Origin of the sequence: Halobellus inordinatus (assembly GCF_024498335.1) — an archaeon.
GTDB classification, from domain to species: domain Archaea; phylum Halobacteriota; class Halobacteria; order Halobacteriales; family Haloferacaceae; genus Haloquadratum; species Haloquadratum inordinatus.
Window position 1 is genome coordinate 604,472 of sequence record NZ_CP101825.1, and the last position, 20,852, is coordinate 625,323.

24 protein-coding genes and 1 tRNA gene are annotated in these 20,852 nt (G+C 66.9%); 15 read left to right on the forward strand and 10 right to left on the reverse strand.

Going from position 1 to position 20,852, the window contains the following annotated elements; genetic code table 11:
* Window positions 1-45 precede the first annotated feature (45 nt).
* Window positions 46-981 (reverse strand): DMT family transporter, encoded by a 936-nt coding sequence (locus NO362_RS03085; protein ID WP_256546076.1) that lies wholly within the window; start codon window positions 979-981, stop codon window positions 46-48.
* Window positions 982-1,154: 173 nt separating this feature from the next.
* Between NO362_RS03085 and NO362_RS03090 the strand changes: the two genes are divergently transcribed.
* From NO362_RS03090 to ftsY, 6 genes are all read left to right on the forward strand, one after another.
* Window positions 1,155-1,307, forward strand: coding sequence for a 50S ribosomal protein L39e (locus NO362_RS03090; RefSeq protein ID WP_049985609.1), 153 nt, complete (start codon window positions 1,155-1,157; stop codon window positions 1,305-1,307).
* A gap of 2 nt (window positions 1,308-1,309) precedes the next feature.
* Window positions 1,310-1,588 carry a 50S ribosomal protein L31e gene (locus NO362_RS03095; protein ID WP_121568711.1) on the forward strand — a complete coding sequence of 93 codons (279 nt, stop codon included), beginning with the start codon at window positions 1,310-1,312 and terminating at the stop codon, window positions 1,586-1,588.
* Window position 1,589: 1 nt separating this feature from the next.
* Window positions 1,590-2,255, forward strand: coding sequence for a translation initiation factor IF-6 (locus NO362_RS03100; RefSeq protein ID WP_256546077.1), 666 nt, complete (start codon window positions 1,590-1,592; stop codon window positions 2,253-2,255).
* Between the two features lie 174 nt (window positions 2,256-2,429).
* Window positions 2,430-2,615, forward strand: coding sequence for a 50S ribosomal protein L18Ae (rpl18a, locus tag NO362_RS03105; RefSeq protein WP_256288599.1), 186 nt, complete (start codon window positions 2,430-2,432; stop codon window positions 2,613-2,615).
* Window positions 2,612-3,076 (forward strand): prefoldin subunit alpha, encoded by a 465-nt coding sequence (gene pfdA / locus NO362_RS03110; protein WP_256546078.1) that lies wholly within the window; start codon window positions 2,612-2,614, stop codon window positions 3,074-3,076. The genes rpl18a and pfdA overlap by 4 nt, the downstream gene beginning before the upstream one ends.
* Before the next feature lie 85 nt (window positions 3,077-3,161).
* Window positions 3,162-4,499, forward strand: coding sequence for a signal recognition particle-docking protein FtsY (ftsY, locus tag NO362_RS03115; RefSeq protein ID WP_256546079.1), 1,338 nt, complete (start codon window positions 3,162-3,164; stop codon window positions 4,497-4,499).
* Window positions 4,500-4,549: 50 nt separating this feature from the next.
* On the opposite strand, the gene NO362_RS03120 is transcribed toward ftsY, so the two are convergent.
* The gene (locus NO362_RS03120) at window positions 4,550-4,807 is read right to left on the reverse strand and encodes a DUF5789 family protein (protein WP_256546080.1); all 258 of its coding nucleotides are present in this window, start codon (window positions 4,805-4,807) and stop codon (window positions 4,550-4,552) included.
* 125 nt (window positions 4,808-4,932) lie between these two features.
* Complete coding sequence (locus NO362_RS03125) at window positions 4,933-5,580, reverse strand: LysE family translocator (protein ID WP_256546081.1); 648 nt, start codon at window positions 5,578-5,580, stop codon at window positions 4,933-4,935.
* A 63-nt stretch (window positions 5,581-5,643) separates the two neighbouring features.
* Here NO362_RS03125 and NO362_RS03130 point away from each other — a divergent pair, with 63 nt between their 5' ends.
* From NO362_RS03130 to NO362_RS03145, 4 genes are all read left to right on the forward strand, one after another.
* A complete protein-coding gene (locus NO362_RS03130; protein ID WP_256288594.1) occupies window positions 5,644-7,053 on the forward strand; it encodes a signal recognition particle protein Srp54 in 1,410 nt (469 codons plus the stop codon).
* 83 nt (window positions 7,054-7,136) lie between these two features.
* The gene (locus NO362_RS03135; protein WP_256546082.1) at window positions 7,137-7,718 is read left to right on the forward strand and encodes a magnesium transporter; all 582 of its coding nucleotides are present in this window, start codon (window positions 7,137-7,139) and stop codon (window positions 7,716-7,718) included.
* Complete coding sequence (locus tag NO362_RS03140) at window positions 7,719-8,276, forward strand: magnesium transporter (protein WP_256288592.1); 558 nt, start codon at window positions 7,719-7,721, stop codon at window positions 8,274-8,276. It begins immediately after the preceding gene.
* 94 nt (window positions 8,277-8,370) lie between these two features.
* Entirely contained in the window at window positions 8,371-9,414 is a 1,044-nt protein-coding gene (locus NO362_RS03145) for a nucleoside recognition protein (protein ID WP_256546083.1), read from the forward strand.
* Between the two features lie 45 nt (window positions 9,415-9,459).
* Here the strand turns inward: NO362_RS03145 and NO362_RS03150 are convergent, their stop codons facing one another.
* Together NO362_RS03150 and NO362_RS03155 are read right to left on the reverse strand one after the other, a co-directional pair.
* Window positions 9,460-9,879: an RNA-binding domain-containing protein gene (locus NO362_RS03150; RefSeq protein WP_256546084.1), complete on the reverse strand. Its 420-nt coding sequence runs from the start codon at window positions 9,877-9,879 to the stop codon at window positions 9,460-9,462.
* The gene (locus NO362_RS03155; protein WP_121568722.1) at window positions 9,876-10,520 is read right to left on the reverse strand and encodes an AAA family ATPase; all 645 of its coding nucleotides are present in this window, start codon (window positions 10,518-10,520) and stop codon (window positions 9,876-9,878) included. The genes NO362_RS03150 and NO362_RS03155 overlap by 4 nt, the downstream gene beginning before the upstream one ends.
* A 105-nt stretch (window positions 10,521-10,625) precedes the next feature.
* Here NO362_RS03155 and NO362_RS03160 point away from each other — a divergent pair.
* Both NO362_RS03160 and mdh read left to right on the forward strand, forming a co-directional pair.
* A tRNA-Arg gene (locus tag NO362_RS03160) sits at window positions 10,626-10,699 on the forward strand.
* 312 nt (window positions 10,700-11,011) lie between these two features.
* Window positions 11,012-11,926, forward strand: a complete 915-nt coding sequence (gene mdh, locus NO362_RS03165) for a malate dehydrogenase (protein ID WP_256546085.1) — start codon at window positions 11,012-11,014, stop codon at window positions 11,924-11,926.
* Window positions 11,927-11,986: 60 nt separating this feature from the next.
* On the opposite strand, the gene NO362_RS03170 is transcribed toward mdh, so the two are convergent.
* The 4 genes from NO362_RS03170 to NO362_RS03185 all read right to left on the reverse strand — a co-directional run bounded on the left by NO362_RS03170 (window position 11,987) and on the right by NO362_RS03185 (window position 16,179).
* Window positions 11,987-13,255 carry a hypothetical protein gene (locus NO362_RS03170; protein ID WP_256546086.1) on the reverse strand — a complete coding sequence of 423 codons (1,269 nt, stop codon included), beginning with the start codon at window positions 13,253-13,255 and terminating at the stop codon, window positions 11,987-11,989.
* A 63-nt stretch (window positions 13,256-13,318) separates the two neighbouring features.
* Entirely contained in the window at window positions 13,319-13,717 is a 399-nt protein-coding gene (locus NO362_RS03175; protein WP_121568726.1) for a CBS domain-containing protein, read from the reverse strand.
* 262 nt (window positions 13,718-13,979) lie between these two features.
* Window positions 13,980-15,713 carry an excinuclease ABC subunit C gene (locus tag NO362_RS03180; RefSeq protein ID WP_256546087.1) on the reverse strand — a complete coding sequence of 578 codons (1,734 nt, stop codon included), beginning with the start codon at window positions 15,711-15,713 and terminating at the stop codon, window positions 13,980-13,982.
* A 70-nt stretch (window positions 15,714-15,783) separates the two neighbouring features.
* Window positions 15,784-16,179, reverse strand: a complete 396-nt coding sequence (locus NO362_RS03185) for a hypothetical protein (protein WP_256546088.1) — start codon at window positions 16,177-16,179, stop codon at window positions 15,784-15,786.
* Between the two features lie 98 nt (window positions 16,180-16,277).
* Here NO362_RS03185 and NO362_RS03190 point away from each other — a divergent pair, with 98 nt between their 5' ends.
* From NO362_RS03190 to NO362_RS03200, 3 genes are all read left to right on the forward strand, one after another.
* Entirely contained in the window at window positions 16,278-16,568 is a 291-nt protein-coding gene (locus NO362_RS03190; RefSeq protein WP_256546089.1) for a DUF7967 family protein, read from the forward strand.
* A gap of 108 nt (window positions 16,569-16,676) precedes the next feature.
* Complete coding sequence (locus NO362_RS03195; RefSeq protein WP_256546090.1) at window positions 16,677-17,669, forward strand: ABC transporter ATP-binding protein; 993 nt, start codon at window positions 16,677-16,679, stop codon at window positions 17,667-17,669.
* Window positions 17,666-18,583: an ABC transporter permease gene (locus NO362_RS03200; RefSeq protein ID WP_256546091.1), complete on the forward strand. Its 918-nt coding sequence runs from the start codon at window positions 17,666-17,668 to the stop codon at window positions 18,581-18,583. Before NO362_RS03195 ends, NO362_RS03200 begins: the two co-directional genes overlap by 4 nt.
* Before the next feature lie 37 nt (window positions 18,584-18,620).
* Here NO362_RS03200 and ligA read toward each other — a convergent pair whose 3' ends face one another.
* Window positions 18,621-20,753: an NAD-dependent DNA ligase LigA gene (gene ligA, locus NO362_RS03205; protein WP_256546092.1), complete on the reverse strand. Its 2,133-nt coding sequence runs from the start codon at window positions 20,751-20,753 to the stop codon at window positions 18,621-18,623.
* Window positions 20,754-20,852 lie beyond the last annotated feature (99 nt).

Sequence of the window (20,852 nt, forward strand, 5' to 3'; positions counted from 1 at the left end):
CTGGGCTGGACAATCACGGCTGCTGGGCTGGGCGATCACCGGCGCTCAATCGGCCTGCTGCGCCTGCGGCGTCGACCCGTCTCGCCACCGCCGGAGTCCGTTCCGGATCGTCGTCCGCTTGACGAGTACGAACCCGACGAAGATGATCGCAAAGCCCAGCACGGTCGTCGGCGCGAGTCGCTCCTCGAGCGCGATCCACCCCGAGATGGCGGCGAAGATCGGAATGACGTACTCTAAGAGACTGACCTCCACGGGGCCGACGCGACGAAGCAGCCAGAAGTACAGGCCGAATCCGCCCGCGCCCGCGACGACGGCGAGGTAGCCGAGCGAGACGACCGCTTCGAGCGACCAGACGACGTCGGCCGCCGACTCCCACGGCAGCGCGACGCTCGTCACGTGGAGGACGACCGCGCCGACGAACATCACCCACGCCTGTTCGGCCAGCATCGGCATCGTGTCGGCGGCGTCGTGCGTGAGCACCGCGCCGACGGCGAAGGTGACCGCCGAACCGAGCACGAGTGCCACTCCGAGGAGGTCCGCCCCGACGAGGTTGGCCGGATCCGGATTCGCGATGGTGACGACGCCGACGAAGCCGAGCGCGACCCCGACAACGCCGCTCGGCGTGAGTCGCTCTCGCGTCGACGACAGTCGCGTCAGCGTCGGCGTGATGACGGGGATGAGACCGAGCAGGACGGCTGCGACGGCGCTCGTGACGTACACCTGTCCGGAGAACAAGAACGCGTGGTGGATTCCGATGAGGAGAACGCCGCCGGTCAGAATCGGCCGCCACTCCGCACCGTGGGGACGGATCCGATCGCCGCGCCACGTCGCGAGCGCGAAGAGCACGATCGCAGCCAGGTCGAAGCGAAGCGCAGCAAAGAGAGCGGGCGGGATCCACGCGAGGCCGGCCTTCGTCACCATAAACGCGGTGCCCCAGATGGCGGCCGCGAGCAGAAAGACGAAGGTAGTCAGATTACGCATTGACGTGAGAGACGACACGGGCGGTGTTGAATATCTCGAAACGGCGCGGCGGCGACAGCTCGGCACGGGGCAGATCAGAGTGAAACAGCATCGTTCGGGGCTGTGAGGCGCTCGCACGCGAGCGGCGTCGAAGGAACAAGATTTTATGCGATCCGGGGAAACAGACGAGCACTATGAGCAAGAAGTCGAAGGCCAAGAAGAAGCGTCTGGCCAAACTGGAACGCCAGAACACGCGCGTTCCGGCCTGGGTGATGATGAAGACGGACATGGAAGTCACGCGAAACCCCAAGCGTCGCAACTGGCGGCGGAGTGACACGGACGAGTAAGAATGAGCGCCAGCGACTTCGAAGAGCGCGTCATCACGGTACCGCTCCGAGACGTCAGCGTCGTCCCCGCCCACGAGCGCGCGGGTCGAGCGATGTCTCTGATCCGAGAGCACCTCGCGAAGCACTTCTCGGTCGAGGAAGACGACGTCCGTCTGGACCCCTCGCTCAACGAGACGGTGTGGGCACGCGGCAAGCAGAAGCCCCCGAGCAAGCTCCGCGTCCGCGCCGCCCGATTCGACGAGGACGGCGAGTCCATCGTCGAAGCGGAGCCGGCAGAATAACGTGCTCCGCGCCTCCTTCGCCGGGTCGCCCTACGTCGGCGTGTTCGCCCGTGCGACGGACGACGTACTCATCGTTCGCTCGGACGCCGAAGACGACGTCGTCGACGCGATGGCCGACGAACTCGACGTTCCGGCCGTGACGACGACCGTCGGCGGCTCCGGAACCGTCGGCGCGCTCGCGACCGGCAACGAGAACGGGATCCTGGTGACGAGCCAGGCGACCGAGCGCGAGAAGGAGGCCATCGAATCCGCCGCGGACGTCCCCATCACAGAACTTCCCGGCCACATCAACGCCGCCGGGAACGTCGTTCTCGCGAACGATTACGGGGCGTACGTCCACCCCGACCTCACCGAGGAGGCCGTCGACGCCGTCGAATCCGCGCTCGGCGTCCCCGCCGAGCGCGGCGACCTCGCGGACGTCCAGACCGTCGGGACGGCCGCCGTCGCGACCAACGAGGGCGCGCTGTGTCACCCGAAATCCCGCGAGCCCGAACTCGAAGCGCTCGAAGCGCACCTCGACGTTCGCGCGGACATCGGGACCGTCAACTACGGCGCACCGCTCGTCGGCTCCGGGCTCGTCGCCAACGAGACGAGCTACGTCGCCGGCGAGGACACCACCGGCCCGGAACTGAGCCGGATCGAGGACGCCCTCGGCTACCTCGAGTAACCTCGCGTTCTCCCCGTCGGTATCACCGTCTGCAGAGGAGCGTCCAGTACGATCGCCGCCTCCGACTTTTGCTCCGAACGGCGTTTCTGAGAGCCGCTCTCACGGCGTGACTCGCGCCCGTTTTCGGGAGCCCGAGTAGGAAGATACTTCCCGCTCGCTCGGGAATCGAACGGTATGAGTAAGTTCGCAGTGAGCGGCCGGTTCCAGAGCCGCGACGGATTCAGCGAGTTCAACACAGTCGTCGAGGCTCCGAACGAGAACGTCGCTCGCGAGCGCGTCTACGCGAACGTCGGGAGTCAGCACGGTCTGAAGCGGACTCAGATCGAGATCGACGAAATCGCAACGGAGGCCGCAGCATGATGGGCGGCGGCGGTCAGCAGCAACTCCAGCAGCTCTCCCAGGAACTGCAGGCGATCGACGAGGAAATCGAGACGCTGGAATCCGAGGTCGACGATCTCCAGTCCGAGCAGACGGAGATCGACGAAGCGATCGAAGCGATCGAGACGCTCGAGACGGGATCGACCGTGCAGGTCCCCCTCGGCGGCGGCGCGTACCTCCGCGCGGAGATCCAGAACATCGACGAAGTCATCGTCGACCTCGGCGGCGACTTCGCGGCCGAACAGCCCGCAGACGACGCCGTCAGCGCGCTGCAGACGAAGCAGGACGCTCTCGACGACCGCATCGACGAGGTCCGCGAGGACATCGACGAACTCGAAGACGAGAGCTCCGAGCTCGAACAGCAGGCCCAGCAGATGCAACAGCAGATGCAGCAACAGCAGATGCAGCAGATGCAGCAGATGCAGGAAGGCGACGACGAATAACGCAACCGCAGACTCGATTTACGGGTTCGCCGCCGTAGAAGCAGCACCCAGACGGTAGACGACCACGTAACAGCGGCAGACAACTATGTTCGACGGACTGAAAAAGAAGCTCAACAGTTTCCGCGAAGACGTCGAGGAGACGGCCGAAGAGAAAGCAGAGGAATCAGCGGCCGAACTCGACGAATCCGAGGCCGAGGCGGCGGACATCGAGGACGCCGCCGGCGGAGTCGAAACGGCGGCATCCGCCGAGGAGGGGACCGAAACGACACCAGAGGGTGGCGAGGTCACCGAACCAGACACTGTCGCCGCGGAAACGGCCGAACCCGGCGACGAGAGCGCGGAAACTGCGACCACTGAGGTAGACCGCGAGACGTCCGAGACGACAGCGGCAACCGGCGATGAAGCCGCAGCAGAAACCGGTGGTGAGACCGCAGCGACCGAGGCAGACGCTGCGGACGAACAGCCTGCCTCGCTCGCCTCCGAGGAGGCCGCAGCCGCGCTGCAGGACGAAGACGAGGAGGACGACTCCGGTCCCGGTCGGCTCAAGCGCGCCGCAGCGTTCGCCACGGGGAAAGTGATCATCGAGGAAGAAGACCTCGAAGACCCTCTCTGGGAACTCGAAATGGCGCTCCTCGAAAGCGACGTCGAGATGAACGTCGCCGAGGAGATCCTCGACACCGTCCGCGAGAAGATGATCGGCGAGACGCGCGCGCAGGTCGAGACCACGGGCGAACTCGTCGAGACCGCGCTCCACGACGCGCTCTACGAAGTCATCAGCGTGGGGCAGTTCGACTTCGACGCGCGCGTCGAGTCGGCGGAGAAGCCGGTCACGATCGTCTTCACCGGCGTCAACGGCGTCGGGAAGACGACGAGCATCGCGAAGTTGGCCCGCTACTTCGAGAACCGCGGGCTCTCGGTCGTCCTCGCGAACGGCGACACCTACCGCGCCGGCGCGAACGAGCAGATCCAAAAGCACGCGGACAACCTCGACACGAAACTCATCGCCCACGAGCAGGGTGGCGACCCCGCCGCCGTGCTCTACGACGCCGTCGAGTACGCCGAGGCACACGACATCGACGTCGTCCTCGGCGACACCGCAGGTCGGCTCCACACCTCGAACGACCTGATGTCCCAACTGGAGAAGATCGACCGCGTCGTCGACCCCGATATGACGCTGTTCGTCGACGAGGCGGTCGCGGGCCAAGACGCCGTCGAGCGCGCGAAGACGTTCAACGACGCCGCCGAGATCGACGGCGCGATCCTCACGAAGGCCGACGCCGACTCCAACGGCGGCGCGGCCATCTCCATCGCGTACGTCACGGGCAAGCCGATCCTGTTCCTCGGCGTCGGACAGGGCTACGACGACATCGAGCGATTCGACCCCGAGCGGATGGTCGAACGTCTGGTGGGCGAGGAATCGTAGCCGTTCTTCGATAGCCGTAGCCGCGTTTCGATTTTCGATAACTCCGCCGCCTACGCGTCGCCGTCGGACTGGAACGGCTCGCCGACCGCCGATCTGGGCAGGAGGTTCAGAAACTCCAGTTCGAGGTCGTCGCTCGAGGTGAAGCGGTCGCTGTCAGACTGCTGGATCACCTCGCCCACGGTGACCGAGCCCTCGGCCAGTCGGACTGTCAGGTCACCGCACTCGCTGGTCACGCGCGACGGCGACACGGGGAACGAGAGCCCAGAGAAGACCGTGCCGATTCTATTGAGTCTGATCGATTCTGTCATACGTACCTCTAGTACGTTCGGAAATATAATAAATGTATATGATATTCCTGGGGCCCTCCTCATCGGAGTGTGTGCCGTCGTGAGACGAACACCGTGCGAACGGGTCAGGGACGCACTCGGGAGAGCTATTCGACCGCCAGCGCCAGTCCGAGCGAGATCATCGCACCGCCGCCGAGCCAACTCAGCCGGGAGGTCGTCGCCGACGAGGACAGCGCCCGCCCGACCCGCCCGGACGCGACGCCGATACCGCCGAGGTACACCGCCGTCAAGGCGGCGTACGTCGCTCCGAGGAGGAGCATCCGCGGCGCGGCGTCCGGCCCCGACCCGGCGAACCCGGGGAGAAAGGCGAGAAAGAACAGCGCGACTTTCGGATTGAGCGCGTTGACGAGGACGCCCCGGCGAAAACTTCCAGTCGCGGTTGCAGCCGCTGCGTCTCCGTCCGGTTCCGTCCCCGAGTCGGCTCCGGCTGCGGACCCGAACTCGTCGTTGCGGATCGCCTGCACGCCGAGGTAGAGCAGATACGCCGCGCCGACGTACTTCACGACCTGATAGGCCGCGGGCGCGGCGCGGAGGAGGGCGGCGAGGCCGAGCGACGCCGCCGCGGTGTGAAAGAGCACGCCCGTCGCGATCCCGAGCGCGGAGCGCACGCCGGCGTCGCGGCTCTGGATCCCCCGCGTGAGGACGTACATCGTGTCCGGTCCCGGCGTGAGAATGAGCGCGACTGCCGCCGCACAGAACGCGAGATACGTCGAGAGGTCGGGAAGGACCGCCATCACCGCAGCGTCGTCCGCGGCGCAGAAAAAGCCTTTACCCGCGTGGCGGCGTAGGAGGTGGTAATGGTACTCGACAATCTCGGGAGTTCCCTCCGCAGCAGTCTGGATAAGCTGCAGGGGAAATCCCGCCTCGACGAGGAGGACGTCGAGGAGATCGTCAAGGAGATCCAGCGCTCGCTGCTCTCTGCAGACGTCGACGTCAGCCTCGTGATGGACCTCTCCTCGTCCATCGAAGAACGCGCGACAGAAGAAGAACCGCCCGCCGGCACCTCCGCACGGGATCACGTCCTCAAGATCGTCTACGAGGAACTCGTCGACCTCGTCGGCGAATCCACCGAGCTACCGCTGGAGTCGCAGACGATTCTCCTCGCTGGCCTCCAGGGGTCGGGGAAGACCACGAGCGCTGCGAAGATGGCGTGGTGGTTCTCGAAGAAGGGACTCCGTCCCGCCGTCATCCAGACGGACACCTTCCGCCCCGGCGCGTACGACCAGGCCAAGCAGATGTGCGAGCGCGCCGAGGTGTCGTTCTACGGCGACCCCGACGAGTCCGACCCCGTCAAGATCGCCCGCGAGGGCCTCGAAGCGACGGAAGACGCCGACGTTCACATCGTCGACACCGCCGGGCGACACGCGCTCGAGGACGACCTCATCGCCGAGATCGAGGAGATCGAAGACGTCGTCGAACCGGACCGCTCGCTCCTGGTGCTGGACGCTGCGATCGGGCAGGGCGCGAAAGAGCAGGCCCGCGAGTTCGACGACGCCATCGGCATCGGCGGCGTCGTCGTCACCAAACTCGACGGGACGGCGAAGGGTGGCGGCGCGCTGACGGCCGTCAACGAAACCGGCTCCTCGATCGCCTTCCTCGGGACGGGCGAGACCGTCCAAGACATCGAGCGCTTCGAGCCCAACGGCTTCATCTCCCGGCTGCTCGGGATGGGCGACCTGAAACAGCTCTCCGAGCGCGTCGAGCGCGCGATGGCCGAGACCCAGGAGGAAGACGACGACTGGGACCCCGAGGACATCATGGAGGGCTCGTTCACCCTCAAGGATATGCAAAAGCAGATGGAGGCGATGAACCGGATGGGCCCGCTCGATCAGGTCCTCGATATGATCCCGGGCCTCGGCGGCGGTTTCAAGGATCAACTCCCCGACGACGCGATGGACGTCACCCAGGACCGGATGCACTCGTTCGACGTCATTATGGACTCGATGACCGAGAACGAACTGGAGAATCCGCGTTCGATCGGTGCCTCCCGCGTCCGCCGGATCGCCCGCGGCTCCGGGAAGGACGAGGAAACGGTCCAGGAACTCCTCGAACAGCACAAGATGATGGAGCAGACCATCCAGCAGTTCCAAGGGATGGGCGACGGCGATATGCAGCGGATGATGAAGAAGCTCCAGAATCAGGGCGGAGGCGGCGGAATGGGCGGCCTCGGCGGCGGCGGTGGCGGCGGTCTCGGACCGTTCGGATAACTTCGACTCGAACGTAGCGGCTGTGGCGGCGTCCGCATCCAGGACACGCCCGATTTTTTACCCCCCGCGTTCTCGACTCCCGTATGACCGTCCGGGACGCCGCACGCGAGGCTTACCGCGAGGCGCTCCCGGCGCTCGCCGCGAGCCTCGTCGGCGGCCTCATCGCCGGCGTCGTACTCAGCGGGATGCGCGCGGAACTGCGCGACGTCTCGGGACTCCTCGTGCTCGTGCCTGCACTACTTGCGACCCGCGGCAACGTCTACGGCTCGCTCGGAGCACGGATCTCGACCGCGCTCCACCAGGGGCTCGTCGAACCGCGGGTCCGCGGCGGCGACGAACGACTCCGGTCAGCAGTGGCGGCCGCGCTCGCGAACGGCCTCCTGGCGTCGGCGTTCGCCGCCGTCGCCGTCTTCACGGTTCTCTCGCTGCTCGGAAGCTCGGTCGCGCCGCTCCCCGTACTGGTCGCGATCGCGCTGCTCGCGGGGCTGCTCTCCGGCGTCGCGCTCTCTGCGGTCGTGGTCACCGCGGTGTTCGCCGGCTACCGACGCGGTCGCGACCCCGACACGCTCGTCGGACCGCTCGTGACGACGACCGGCGACGTCTTCGGCGTGTTCTTCCTGCTCGCGGCGGTCAGGATCGTCCTCGCGCTCGCAGAGGTGATCTAAGTGTCGACCGAGTGGACAGTTCGGGCGATCACGCGGGCGATGCTGCCGATCCTGCTCGTCCTGACGCTCGTCGAGGTCGGGAGCGGTCTCGTGCTCGGCCGCTTCGAGACCCAGTTGCTCCAGTATCCGACACTGCTCGCGCTCGTTCCCGTGACGATCGGGACGGCTGGGAACCTCGGAAGCATCCTCGCCGCTCGGCTCTCGACGGCGTTCCACCTCGGGACGCTCTCGTTCGACCCTCGCGACGAGAACCTCGCCGGCAACGCGCTCGCGACGTTCGCGCTCGCGGTCTCGATCTTCCCGGTCGTCGGCGTCGGCGCGTGGGGACTCACAGCGCTCGTGAGCGGCGCGCAGTTGGCACCCCAGACTGTCGTCGCAATCTCGCTCGCGTCGGGTATCGCGCTGGCGATTCTCGCGATCGCGGTGACCGTCGCCGTAACCTACGTGGCCTACCGCTTCCGGCTGGATCCCGACGACGTCGTGATCCCGATCGTGACCAACACCTGTGACGTCCTCGGGGTAGTGGTCCTCTTTGCGACCGTGCAACTGCTCCTGTGATCGAAACTGCTCCTGTGATCGAGGACGGCGCTGCTCCGCCATCCCGACTCCGTGAACCGACGCCGATTAGTCCGCCGGGTTCCGAGGGTGAGACGTGCAACCGGGAGCGGCCGTCGATACCGTCTGGCCCGTGCTCGTCGAGGTAGCGCCGAGAGTCGCCCGCATCGCGGTCTTCATCGCCGGCGGCGTCTTTCTGGCCAACGTCGCCGTCGGCTTCGGCCTCGTCGAGAAGATCGCCACGTTCTCGAAGTACCTCACGCGACCCGCGAACCTCCCAGACGAGGTCGGAACTGCGATCGTCACCACCGCCGCCTCGACGACGGCGGGGTACGGAATGCTCGCGGACTTCCGCGAATCGGGACGGCTCGACGACGCCGAGACGCTCATCGCGGTCACGATGAACACGTTCTTCGGCTTCGTCCAGCACATCTTCACCTTCTACGCGCCGGTGTTGATCCCGATTCTCGGTCTCGAAGTCGGACTGCTCTACGTCGGTTCGCGCGCCGCGATCGCGCTCGGGATTACGATCGCCGGCGTCCTCGCCGGCGCGGTGTTGCTCCCGCGGGGAGGGACAGAGGTGGATCGACAGGACGACTCGGTGACGACCGACGGCGGCGCAGAGAGCGCAGTCGGCGACGGCGGGCGTGCGGCGACGGCGGACCACGCCACCGACGACGAGTCGGAGTCGGTCCCCGACGTACTCCACACCGCGGCCGAGAAGACCTGGCCGAAGATCCGGCGGATCGTCCCGCGGCTCGCGGTCGTCTACGTCCTCGTGACGCTGCTCGTGCGAACGCAAGACGTCCAGTCAATCACGAGCGTCGCAGAGCCACTGACGTCGCTGCTCGGACTGCCGGCGGCGTCGCTGCTGGTGGTTGGCGTCTTCGCGTTCGACACGACGACCGGAGCCGCGACGATCGCGCCGATGGTGGGATCGACGTTCACGCCGCGGACCGCGGTGGCGACGATGCTCCTGGGCGGGATCATCTCCTTCGCGGTTTCGACGTTCAAGCGCTCGATCCCGTTCCAGTACGGGATCTGGGGACCGCGCTTCGGCTCGAAAGTCATCGCCGTCAACACGGCGCTGAAAGTCGTCTTCATCGCCGCCGCGTTGGCGATACTGCTCGCGCCGGTCTGACCGTCGGAGCCGACGCGGTCCGCGCGGACGACCTGGGGCCGCAGTTCAGTCGCGGTCGTCGACGTCGACCGGACGGCCGTCCTCGGTCGGCGGCGCGACGTGGTCGATGTACGCCTCGACGTCGGGTTCGTGTACGGTGACGTGGACCTGGATGTCGCCGAGTTCGTCGGGGTTGCCGACGGCGAAGTTGATGACGCCTTTGAACGCCGCCTGCTTCTTCAGCGCGAAGGAGAAGCCGTCCTCGTCCGCTCGCTTGAAGAACTCTCGGCGGGCCGTGTCGAGGATCTCCTGTTCGTGGAGTCGTTCGGAGAATCGCTCCAGCGAGTGCGTCTCACCGGCGAGTTCGCCCGTTTCGTGCTCGAACTCGACGTTCGGAAAGAGATTCCGGACGGCGTCTTCGACGCGGGCGGTCACCTCTGTATCGCGGACCGGTGCGACGATCCGAGCCTTCACGCGGTAGATCATCGGTGATCACCCGCGTTCGCTTCAGGTGTCGGGTCCGATGCCGACGGGTCGAGGACGTCGGACGCGACCTGGACGGACTCGTCGTCGTCGACGCTCGCGAGGTCGCGGTCGAGGATCGCGCGGATGCGCTCGCGGAACGCGTCGAGGGTGTCGGTATTCTCGACGACGACGTCGGCGCGGTCCATCACCTCGCCCATCCCGAATCCGAGTTCGCGCTCCTCGCGGTCGCGGAGCGCCTCTCTGTCGATGTCGGAGTCGTCGCGAGCGCGGTCGAGCAGTCGCTCGGCGCGGGTCTCGAACGGCGCTTCGATGCTCACGAGCAGGAACTCCTCGCCGAACGCCTCGCGGAAGCGGTCGAGTTCGACCTCCGAGCGCAGGCCGTCGACGAGGACGGTGTCGTGGGTTTCCAGTTCGGCTTCGATCAGTGGCAGCGAGCGTTCGGCGATCGCCGCGGGGCCGTCCTCCTCGCGGAGCGTTCGCGCCATCTCGCCGTGGTGTTCTGCGGGGTCGAAGCCGCGCTCGCGGCAGGCCTCACGGATGACGTCGCCCATCGTGACGACCGGAACGTCAGCCTCGCGGGCGACCGCGGCGGCCTCGCCCTTGCCGCTTCCGGGCAGTCCGACGGTACCGATGACCTTCATTACGCGTCGATTCACGGCACCCGACCTTACGAGTTCCGCTCGCGCGGGCGCGCCGGCGACGAAAGCCACATCCCTTTTTACTGCCCACCGAGTGCCTACCCACGAGGGCGCGTAGCTCAGTTGGACAGAGCGTCGGACTTCTAATCCGATGGTCGCGGGTTCGAATCCCGTCGCGCTCGTGAAATCAGAGATTTCACTCGCGCGACGTACTCCCGATCGGTTCCCTCTCGGGAGTCCCGTCGCGATCGTTGTGACCGCCGAGTGTAGCGAGGCGTGTCGAACTGTACCGTAAGGGATTCGATCCACGAAAGCCGGTGACTGTCGACACCGCCGTGCGTCGAGCCTCGTCTGGCAGTCACGCGGCGTCGGCACAGCGCTCGAGGTCCGTCCGAACTGTAATTGAGTTCCGTTCCGTCTACCTGTTTCACTGCGATCCGACGACCCGCGAAGCCGAAGCGTTTAATCGAATTCCGAACCCTGTTTCGGCTGATATGACGAAAGTCAGCGTAGTCGGTGCCGCCGGTACGGTCGGTGCCGCCGCCGGGTACAACCTCGCGCTTCGTGACGTCGTAGACGAACTCGTCTTCGTCGACATCCCCGACAAGGAAGACGAGACGGTCGGACAGGCCGCGGACACGAACCACGGGATCGCCTACGACTCGAACACAGAAGTCGTACAGGGCACCTACGAGGACACCGCCGGTTCGGACGTCGTCGTCATCACCGCCGGGATCCCCCGACAGCCCGGACAGACGCGAATCGACCTCGCGGGCGACAACGCGCCGATTATGGCCGATATCGGCTCCTCGCTCGCCGAGCACAACGACGACTTCGTGTCCGTGACGACCTCGAATCCCGTCGACCTGCTGAACCGCCACCTCTACGAGTCCGGCGACCGCGACCGCCACAAGGTGATCGGCTTCGGCGGCCGCCTCGACTCCGCGCGCTTCCGCTACGTGCTCAGCCAGCGCTTCGACGTGCCCGTGAAGAACGTCGAGGCGACGATCCTCGGCGAACACGGCGACGCGCAAGTCCCCGTCTTCTCGAAGGTCCGCGTCGACGGCACGGACCCCGAGTTCTCCGCCGACGAGCGCGAGGAGATCTTGGGCGACCTTCAGGAGTCCGCGATGGACGTTATCGAACGGAAGGGCGCGACTCAGTGGGGGCCCGCGACCGGCGTCGCACACATGGTCGAGGCCATCCTCCGCGACACCGGCGCGGTTCTCCCGGGTTCGATCGCGCTCGACGGCGAATTCGGCTACGAAGACACCGCCTTCGGCGTCCCCGTCAAACTCGGCTCCGACGGCGTCGAGGAGGTCGTCGAGTGGGACCTCGACGACTACGAGGCGGACCTGATGGACGACGCCGCAGAGAAGCTCTCAGAGCAGTACGAGAAGATCGCGTAGACTCGAACGGAGCAGCCGGAACCTTCCCTACACCTGATTTTTTCGCCGCTCGAACGGGACTCAGTCCGTCACGACGCTCGCGACCGACGGGATCGCGTCCACGACGCCGACCGCAACCCCGTAGCAGGCCAGCGCGTGCGCTCGCGGATAGTTGTCGAGGATCTCGCCGTCGGTGAGGAATCGGTCTCCCTTCGAGAGGTACATCGCTGCCCGACGCAGGAGCCATTTCTCGAAGGGGTCGCCTGCGGCGGCAATCCGATACGCGCCGTCGACGGCCCGCCGTTTCGCGTCGAGCAGCAGTCGCTTCGGGATCGACTGGCGACCGCGCAACCGCTCGACGGCGTCACGGCCGGTCGAAAAGCCCTGGAATTCGACGGCCGCTTCCGCGAGTTGGACCGTTTCGAGCCCGGAGAGCCCGTCTCGACGCGCCCACTCGGCGTCGTCGAGGCTGTTTTCACCCGGGTGGAGCGTCAAGAGTCGATTCCACGCGGTGTCGCGCGGCGTCTCCTCGTCGGTGTGACGCTCGTGGTACCACTCGTTGTCGTGCGACGACTCCTGTGCACGCTCGCGGTACGTCTCGCGGGCCGCCGTGAGTCCGATCGACGCGGGAGCGGACTGCCGAGCACGGAACGTCCGATAGAACTGGCGGGCGTCACTCAGAAACCGGACGGAGCGCTCGTGGTTTCGGACGGCCCGAGCCAGCGCCTTCTTGCGGACGCGTTCGGGCTTCTCTGCGAGTTCGTCGCGGTCGACTTCGGCGTTCTTGCCGGCGATCATCGCCGCGTGGAGCCACGACTCCACGAGGTCGATCCAGACCATCGTCTCCGCGGGCGCGTCGCTCTCGTAACTGAGCGTCCCGACCAAGTCTTCGATGCCCGCGGCCGGGCCAGTCTGTGCCGCGCCGGACGGCTCGATAGACACGTCGTCGAGGCCGGCGGCGGCAACGCCGAACGTCTCGGCGACGTACCGGACGTGGTACCGGGCTTCACTGATCGTATCGAACGAGGCCGCGTGCGAGCCGTCGAGGAACTCTCGCGCGGACGCGACGCTTCCTTCGTAGCCGAGGAACCGTTCGCCCTCGAAGACGCCAGCCGAGCGCGCGCGTTCGACGATCGGTTCGGCACGCTCGAGGAGGTCGCGGAGGTGCTCGATCGCGACATCCCGGTGTGGCGGGCGCACGACGGCGACGTCCTGGTGTGAGACCCCGTCGGGCACGGGGACGGCCCACGGCCCCGCGGCGGCCACGGCGCCGCAGCCAGCGAGCGCGGCGAGGCCCGCGGCGGCGCCACCGCGGAGGAGGGAACGGCGTGAGAGGGAGGGACCAGTCACGCCACGGGCTTCGAAAGTGACGCTAATACGTCTTTTCGTCGGCGCGACAGTCGTTCGGCCCGGCTACGCCTTCGCGGCTTCGAGATGCGAGATGTACGACGCCAGGTCGGTCGTCGTGACCATCCCGATGACCGCGTCGTCGGCGTCGACGACGGGCACGTGGTGGATGCCGTGTTCGATCATCGAGTCGGCGACGTCGGCGATCGGGACCTGCGCCGTCGTCGTGACGTCGGCGTCGGACATGTACGCGGAGACGGGCGTCTGGTCCTTCGGCTTCCGCTCGGCGACGATCTTCACGAAGTCGGTGTTGGTCAAGATCCCGACGAGTTGGCCGTCGTCGACGACGACGACCGAGCCGATCTCTGCGTCCAGCATCTTCTGTGCGGCCTCCTCGACGAGCGTGTCCGGCGAGACAGTGTGTACTGGCGAGGACATTACCCGTGCGACGAAGATGTCGTCCATACCTCGACCTGGTGCAGGAAGGACTATTAAGGATTCTGCCTAGTGGTACCAAACTACACTCCGAACTGGATTGCAGAGCGGCGGCGCGATCGGTCTCCGACCGAGCGTTTATATCCGATGCCGGGGCCAGGCCCGGCGTGACCTAAACGAGGTCCCGCGCCGGGTAGCGGTCGCTCGGCACGTCGGCGCGGGAGCAGGGACGTGTGTCGACTGTTCGCCCCAACAGGCTATATTCGCGCGGTCGCAGGACCCCAAAAGCGCATCACAGCCGTTCGCGTATCGACTGCGCCGTCTTCTCGCCGACGCCCGGGACGTCGATCAGATCTGCAGTCGACGCCGCGCGGACGTTCTCGACGCTCCCGAACCGCCTGAGGAGCGCCCGCCGCGTCTCGGCGCCGACACCCGGGACGTCTTCGAGCACCGTCCGGACGTCGTCGCGGAGCGTCTGGTGGTACTGGACCGCGAAGCGGTGCGCCTCGTCGCGGACGCGCTGGAGGACGTGCAACGCGGGGTCGTCGTCCGCCCAGTCGTAAACCCGATCAGGGGTGACGACGAGTTCGTCTTCCTTCGCGAGCGCGACGACTGGCACGTCCCAGCCAGTCTCGGAGAGTGCGGCCTGCGCGGCCCCGAGTTGGCCGTCGCCGCCGTCGATCAACAGGAGGTCGGGATCGGGTCGATCGTCTCGCCCCTCGATCGCCCGTTCGGCCCGCCAGCGGACGAGTGCGCGCATACTCGCGTAGTCGTCGTTGCCGTCGGGGAGTCGCTTCCGCCGGTAGTCGGATTTCTCGGCGGAGCCGTCGACGAAACAGACGTCGCTGCCGACGACGGCTTTCCCGCCGGCGTGGCTCACGTCGAACCCCTCGATCCGGTCGACGGTCGACAGCCCCAGCGCGTTCGCGAGCGCCCCGAGTTCGTCGCCGCGGTCCGGCCCGCTCCGGGCGTTCTTGAGCGCGAGGTCGACGAGCTTCGCCTCGCGTCCCGCGCCAGGCACGCGGACGTCGACGCCCTCGGCGTTGAGCCACGCCGTCACGTCGTCGTCGTCCGGACGCTCCGAACAGAGGATCGCATCGGGGAAGTCGCGCTCGGCGTAGTACTGCGTGAGGAACGCCGTGAGGACGGCGGCGGACCGCTCGCCGCCCTCGGGCGCGTCGAGACGGTGCCGCGAGCGGTCGACTAGCTGGCCGCGTTCGCTGTGGAGTCGCGCGACGGTTGCGGTGTCGCCTTCGACCGATACACCGAGAACGTCGACCGCTCGTTCGTCGGACTGCGCTGAGACGGCCTCCTCGCCCGCGCCGTGGAACGATTCGACCGCATCGAGGCGGTCGCGGAGGTTCGCCGCGCGCTCGAACTGTTCGGCCTCCGCCGCGTTCTCCATCGCGCGCCGGAGCGGGTCGGCAAGGACGCCGGTCTCGCCCTCGAAGAAGCGGACCACCGACGCGACGTCCTCCCGGTAGGCGTCGGCGTCGATCTCGTCGGTACAGGGCGCGCTACACAGGCCCATCTCGTAGTCGAGACACGGGCGGTCGCGGTTCGCGTACTTGTGATCCGAGCAGCCACGGAGGCCGTAGGTCTCTCTGAGCGCTTTCACCACGGTCTCGACTCGCCCCTTGTCGGTGAACGGGCCGAAGACGGTCGCACCGGGGTCGGGATCTCTCGTGACCGCGATCCGTGAGATTGGATGGTCGGTGAGCTGGACCAATGGATAGGACTTGTCGTCCTTCAACCGGACGTTGTACCGCGGCTGATGGCGCTTTATCAGATTCGCTTCGAGAAGCAGCGCCTGCGTCTCGGTGTCGGTTACGGCGACGTCGATAGACCGAGCGCGCTCGACCATCTGCCGGATGCGCTCGCCGCGCGGATCGGCGTACGAGCGGACGCGATCTCGGACGTCGACGGCCTTGCCGACGTAGAGGACGTCCTCGCCGTCGAGAAACTGATAGACGCCGGGGTCGGTCGGTAACTCCGCGGCGCGGTCGCGAAGTTCGCTGCGCTCCATCGAGTCGATGTAGCGGGCGAATAGGCTTGAGAGTGACGTGATCCGCGGGTGGCGATGTGACCTGAGACAGTTACGGCTGCGCTGCTCGGCGGCGGACAGTGAGGAACGCGAGGTTTTGGAGACTCGTGAGGAGGAACGCGCCGGCGGTGCTCGAACGGGGAGCAAGCTCCAGAACGTCCGTCCCGATGAGATAGAACGCCGTGAACTCTGCTGCTGCCACCGCTCCCACGAGGACGGTCCAGAGGACCGCCTGCCACGCCCGATCGTAGGGCGGCCAGTACTCCTCGTACGCCGTCGGCACGCCGACACCGAGGAGCAGCAAGAGCAGGAAGCCGCCTGTATCCGTTCCGACGCGCGACTGGAACGCGTAGGCCGTGGGGAGCGCGATCGCGATCGCAGTGAATATCGTGAGCTGTCGCTGTGCGGTGAGCCACCGATAAACGGCGGCGGATCGTGTGGAGGGCATAGTGGGAGATACGCCGGACGACAGTAAGAAAGTTGACCGCGCAGCCGTCGAGCCACCGAGACGGTAGCTACAAACCGCTCCTCGCCGATCCTCGGAGTATGGACGACGGCGACGATTCCACCGACGACAACACGGTTCGCTGCTGGCTCGTCGAACGGACGTACACTGACCGCGGACTCGTCGATATGGTGTATGCGACGCCCGACGGGTCACAGCTCCGTCGAAAGCAGGTGTCGACGACGATTATGCGACAGCGCGGGGTCGGGACGACGGCCGCCGTGGACGTCGACCGTGACGACCTCGAACCGGTCGACGACGAAGTCCGAGACCGCTACGCTGCGGAAGTCGAACGGATGCGTGAACAGTACGAGCCCGACGACGAAGTGTAGTCCATCCGAAGAGAATGCGACGCAGACACGGCGAGCCTCGTCCTGAACGAATCTCAGAGCTGATTCTGCCACCAAACGCTTTATGCACGGACCTGACAACTCTCGCCTATGGCCGCCATCGAACTCGACGGGTTGACAAAGCGGTTCGAGGACGTCACCGCCGTCTCGGACCTCTCGTTGACTGTCGAAGAGGGGGAGGTGTTCGGCTTTCTCGGCCCGAACGGCGCGGGGAAGTCGACGACGATCAACGTCCTCCTCGATTTCGTCCGCCCCACCACGGGGGCTGTGACCGTACTCGGTCACGACGCCCGTGCGGAGAGCGTCGCCGTCCGCGAGCGAACCGGCGTCCTCCCGGAGGGATTCGACGTCTACGATCGGCTGACCGGCCGTGCCCACGTCGAATTCGCGATCGACTCCAAGGAGGTCGACGACGACCCCGACGCCGTATTAGAGCGCGTCGGGCTCGCCGACGCCGCGGACAGACAGGCCGGTGGGTACTCGAAGGGGATGCGCCAGCGCCTCGCGCTCGCGATGGCGCTCGTCGGCGACCCCGACCTCCTGGTCCTCGACGAACCGTCCTCGGGGCTCGACCCGGCCGGCGCGAAGGAGATGCGCGAGATCGTACTCGAGGAGGCCGAACGAGGCACGACCGTCTTCTTCTCCAGCCACATCCTCGAACAGGTCGAGGCCGTCTGTGACCGGGTCGGGATCCTCCGCGACGGCGAACTCGTCGCCGTCGACTCCATCGACGGCCTCCGGGAGGCGACCGACGCCGACGCCACGCTCTCTGTCTCCGTCGGCGACCCGGTCGGCGACGAGGTGCTGGCTGCCGTCGGCAACCTCGACGGAGTCCAGAGCGTCGACCGCGACGGCGACGGTGCACTTCGGGTCGCCTGCGACAGCGACGCGAAGACCCGAGTCGTCACGGAACTGGAAGACCGCGGCGTCGCCGTCACCGACTTCACGACCGAGGAGGCGTCCCTCGAAGACCTGTTCCTCGCGTACACCGAGGGCGGGGGCGTTGCCGAGGCCGACGCCGTCGAGACGACTGACAGTGGATCGCCCGAGTCGGCCGCCGACGACGTAGAGGTGCGACAATGAGCTGGCAGGCCGTCGCCCGCAAGGAGTTCCGCGACGCGATCCGCTCGCGGTGGCTCCACGGCTCGACGCTGTTTTTCGCGCTGTTCCTCGGCGGAGCCAGCGCACTGTTCTTCGGTGTCCTGCTCCCGCCGGCGAACCGACAGGTATCGAACCTCTTCGGGTTCTTCGCGAACCTCGGCGTGTTCAGCTTCTCGTTCCCGGCGCTACTCGCGCTCGTGCTCGGCTTCATCGCGCTCTCGACGTCGTACGGCTCGATCACCGAGGAACGCGAGACAGGATCGATCAAGCTCCTGCTGTCGCTGCCGAACTCGCGTCTCGACGTCGTCGTCGGGAAGCTTCTCGGCCGGTCGACAGTCATCGTGGCCGCGCTGCTCGTCGGGTTCCTCGCGACGTTCGTAGCCCTCGTCGCGACCGGGACGCGACTGCAGCTCGGCGCGTTCGCGCCGCAGGTCGCTCTCACGGCGATTCTCGGCGTCGCCTTCGTCTCGATCGGACTGAGCCTCTCCGCGCTCGCGGATTCGAACCGCGAGGCGACGCTCGCGACGATGGGGCTGTACTTCGTCTTCGCCGTCCTCTGGGGATCGATCGCGGAGGGCATCCCGAAGCTCCTGAACTACACTGCAGAGCAGGTCGGGATGAGCGTCGGAGAGCTTACCCGCGTCAAGCTTGGCGTGTTCCTGAAGTACGTGAACCCGCTGAAGGCCTACGAGACGCTCGCGGCCGGGCTGTACTACGAGCCGGCGCGAGCGCGGCTTCTCAGCACCACGTTCGGGGAGCGAGCGGTCCTCGGATCGACCCTGCAGGAGTCGATGCCGTTCTACTTCACAGACTGGTTCCTCTTTCTGCTCTTGCTCGCGTGGATCGCCGTGCCGGCCGCCGTCGGCTACTGGGCGTTCGAGCGCGAGGACCTCTGAGGACCGCTGCTCGGTCACGTCGAGTCAGATCGGTCGGTCACTCAGTTTCCGGCGGATACTCGATCCCGTGCTCTTCGAGGAGCGCCGCGAATTCGTCTTCGCCGAGCGTCGGCACGTCGTTGTCCGCGGCGTCGTCGCGCTTCGTCTGGCCCGGGTTCTCGCCGACGACGAGGTAATCCGTATTCCCGGAGACGCTCCCGGTGGCCGTGCCGCCGTGACGCTCGACGACCTCTTGGGCGTCGGCGCGCGTCACCGAGAGCGAGCCCGTGAACACGAACGTCAGCCCGTCGAGTTCGTCGCCGCCTGTCGACTCGACGGATTCGGGCTCGACGCCCAGTTCGCGCAGTTCCGCGACGACCGCGCGGTTCTGCTCGTTCGCGAAGAAGTCGTGGATGCGCGCTGCGACGGTCGAACCGACATCGTCGACCGCTCGCAGGTCCGCCTCGGAGGCGTCCATCACGGCGTCGAGGTCGCCGAACGTCGCGGCGAGGTTTCGCGCCGTGCTCTCGCCGACCTCGGGGATCCCGAGCGCGACGAGAAAGTCAGAGAGCGGCGGCGACGTCGTCGCCGCGACGGCGTCGACGAGGTTCTGCGCGCTCGTTTCGCCCCAGCCCTCCAGATCGGCGATGTCGTCGACAGAGAGCCGATAGAGGTCCGGTAGCGTCGACAGCACGCCTGTATCGACGAGCTGTTCGACGCGCTCCTCGCCGAGGCCGTCGATGTCGAGCGCCTGTCGGCTCCCGTAGTGGACGATCGTCCGCACGAGCTGGGCGTCGCAGGTGAGACCGCCGGTACAGAACGCCAGCGGGCCGTCGCGCTCGACGGGGCTGTCGCAGACCGGGCACGTTTCGGGGAAGTCGTAGGTGCCCGCAGCGCGCTTCTCGATCATCTCTGCGACTTCCGGGATGACGTCGCCCGCGCGGCGGACGCGCACCTCGTCGCCGACGTCGACGCCGAGGCGTTCGATCTCCTCAGGGTTGTGGAGTGATGCTCGCGAGACGGTGACGCCGCCGACGTCGACTGGATCGAGAAGAGCAACAGGCGTGAGCCGACCGGTTCGGCCCACCTGGACGACGATGTCAGTGACGTGTGTCACCTCCGCGCGCGGCGGGAATTTGTAGGCGAAGGCCCATCGGACGGCTCGGCTCGTCGCCCCCAAGGCTTCCCGGGCCTCGCGGTCGTCGACCTTGATCACGGTGCCGTCGATCTCGTAGTTCAGGTCCTCGCGGGCGTCGAGCAGGGCGTCGCGGTAGTCGATCGCCTCGTCGATCGAGGGGACGGCCTCGACGCGGTCGTTCACGTGGAAGCCCCACTCACGGAGGGCGTCGAACGTCTCCCGCTGGCTGTCCGGAACCTCGCTCGCGTCCAACACGTCGTAGAAGAAGCAATCGAGCGGCCGATCGGCGACGACCGAGGGGTCGAGTTGCCGGAGCGTCCCGGCGGCGGCGTTCCGGGGGTTCGCGAACGGGTCGTCGCCGCGCTCGACGCGCTCGCGGTTGTGCTCGCGGAACGCGTCTCGCGGCATAAACACCTCGCCGCGGACGGCGAGGAACTCCGGCACGTCGCCGCCGAGTTCGAGCGGGATCGACCGGATCGTCCGCACCTGTCGGGTGACGTCGTCGCCGCGCCGACCGTCGCCCCGCGTCGCCGCGCGGACGTACTCGCCGTCCTCGTAGACGACTTCGACCGAGAGGCCGTCGAACTTGGGTTCACAGACGTAGTCGACGTCGGCGACGGCGTCGCGGACGCGGCGATCGAACTCGCGGACCTCCTCGGCCGCCGTCGACTGCTCGATCGAGAGCATCGGCGCGGCGTGCGCGACGGTTTCGAGTTCCTCCAACGGTTCGCCGCCGACGCGGCGGGTCGGACTGGTCTCGCGTTCGAGGTCGAACTCGGCCTCGAGGCTCTGCAACCGGGCGAACAACTCGTCGTACGCGCGATCGGAGATGAGTGGGTCGGCCTCGACGTAGTAGCGGTGGTCGTGCTCGCGGATCGCCTCCCGCAGCAACGCCGCCTGCGCCTGCGCCTCCTCGCGGGTCAGTTCCTCGACCGGCGCGAAGTCCGTGTCCGGATCGCGAAGGTACGGATTGTCCGGATCGGCGTACGCCGGCTCGAACGCCTCTCCCGCACTGTCGCCGCTGGCCTCCTCCGACGACGCCTCGTCGCTCATCGTATCGACGGATCGGACGGCCCCGAGTTAGGTGCTTCGTCGCACCGGCCCCGCAACTGTGACCCGTGTCCCGTAACCGCTGGTTATAAGTTTGTGTGG

Coding starts and splice junctions, on each gene's coding strand:
- NO362_RS03085 (WP_256546076.1), bottom strand. CDS start 981: ATGCGTAATCTGACTACCTTCGTCTTTCTGCTCGCGGCCGCCATCTGG.
- NO362_RS03090 (WP_049985609.1), top strand. CDS start 1,155: ATGAGCAAGAAGTCGAAGGCCAAGAAGAAGCGTCTGGCCAAACTGGAA.
- NO362_RS03095 (WP_121568711.1), top strand. CDS start 1,310: ATGAGCGCCAGCGACTTCGAAGAGCGCGTCATCACGGTACCGCTCCGA.
- rpl18a (WP_256288599.1), top strand. CDS start 2,430: ATGAGTAAGTTCGCAGTGAGCGGCCGGTTCCAGAGCCGCGACGGATTC.
- pfdA (WP_256546078.1), top strand. CDS start 2,612: ATGATGGGCGGCGGCGGTCAGCAGCAACTCCAGCAGCTCTCCCAGGAA.
- ftsY (WP_256546079.1), top strand. CDS start 3,162: ATGTTCGACGGACTGAAAAAGAAGCTCAACAGTTTCCGCGAAGACGTC.
- NO362_RS03120 (WP_256546080.1), bottom strand. CDS start 4,807: ATGACAGAATCGATCAGACTCAATAGAATCGGCACGGTCTTCTCTGGG.
- NO362_RS03125 (WP_256546081.1), bottom strand. CDS start 5,580: ATGGCGGTCCTTCCCGACCTCTCGACGTATCTCGCGTTCTGTGCGGCG.
- NO362_RS03130 (WP_256288594.1), top strand. CDS start 5,644: ATGGTACTCGACAATCTCGGGAGTTCCCTCCGCAGCAGTCTGGATAAG.
- NO362_RS03135 (WP_256546082.1), top strand. CDS start 7,137: ATGACCGTCCGGGACGCCGCACGCGAGGCTTACCGCGAGGCGCTCCCG.
- NO362_RS03150 (WP_256546084.1), bottom strand. CDS start 9,879: ATGATCTACCGCGTGAAGGCTCGGATCGTCGCACCGGTCCGCGATACA.
- NO362_RS03155 (WP_121568722.1), bottom strand. CDS start 10,520: ATGAAGGTCATCGGTACCGTCGGACTGCCCGGAAGCGGCAAGGGCGAG.
- mdh (WP_256546085.1), top strand. CDS start 11,012: ATGACGAAAGTCAGCGTAGTCGGTGCCGCCGGTACGGTCGGTGCCGCC.
- NO362_RS03175 (WP_121568726.1), bottom strand. CDS start 13,717: ATGGACGACATCTTCGTCGCACGGGTAATGTCCTCGCCAGTACACACT.
- NO362_RS03180 (WP_256546087.1), bottom strand. CDS start 15,713: ATGGAGCGCAGCGAACTTCGCGACCGCGCCGCGGAGTTACCGACCGAC.
- NO362_RS03185 (WP_256546088.1), bottom strand. CDS start 16,179: ATGCCCTCCACACGATCCGCCGCCGTTTATCGGTGGCTCACCGCACAG.
- NO362_RS03190 (WP_256546089.1), top strand. CDS start 16,278: ATGGACGACGGCGACGATTCCACCGACGACAACACGGTTCGCTGCTGG.
- NO362_RS03195 (WP_256546090.1), top strand. CDS start 16,677: ATGGCCGCCATCGAACTCGACGGGTTGACAAAGCGGTTCGAGGACGTC.
- NO362_RS03200 (WP_256546091.1), top strand. CDS start 17,666: ATGAGCTGGCAGGCCGTCGCCCGCAAGGAGTTCCGCGACGCGATCCGC.
- ligA (WP_256546092.1), bottom strand. CDS start 20,753: ATGAGCGACGAGGCGTCGTCGGAGGAGGCCAGCGGCGACAGTGCGGGA.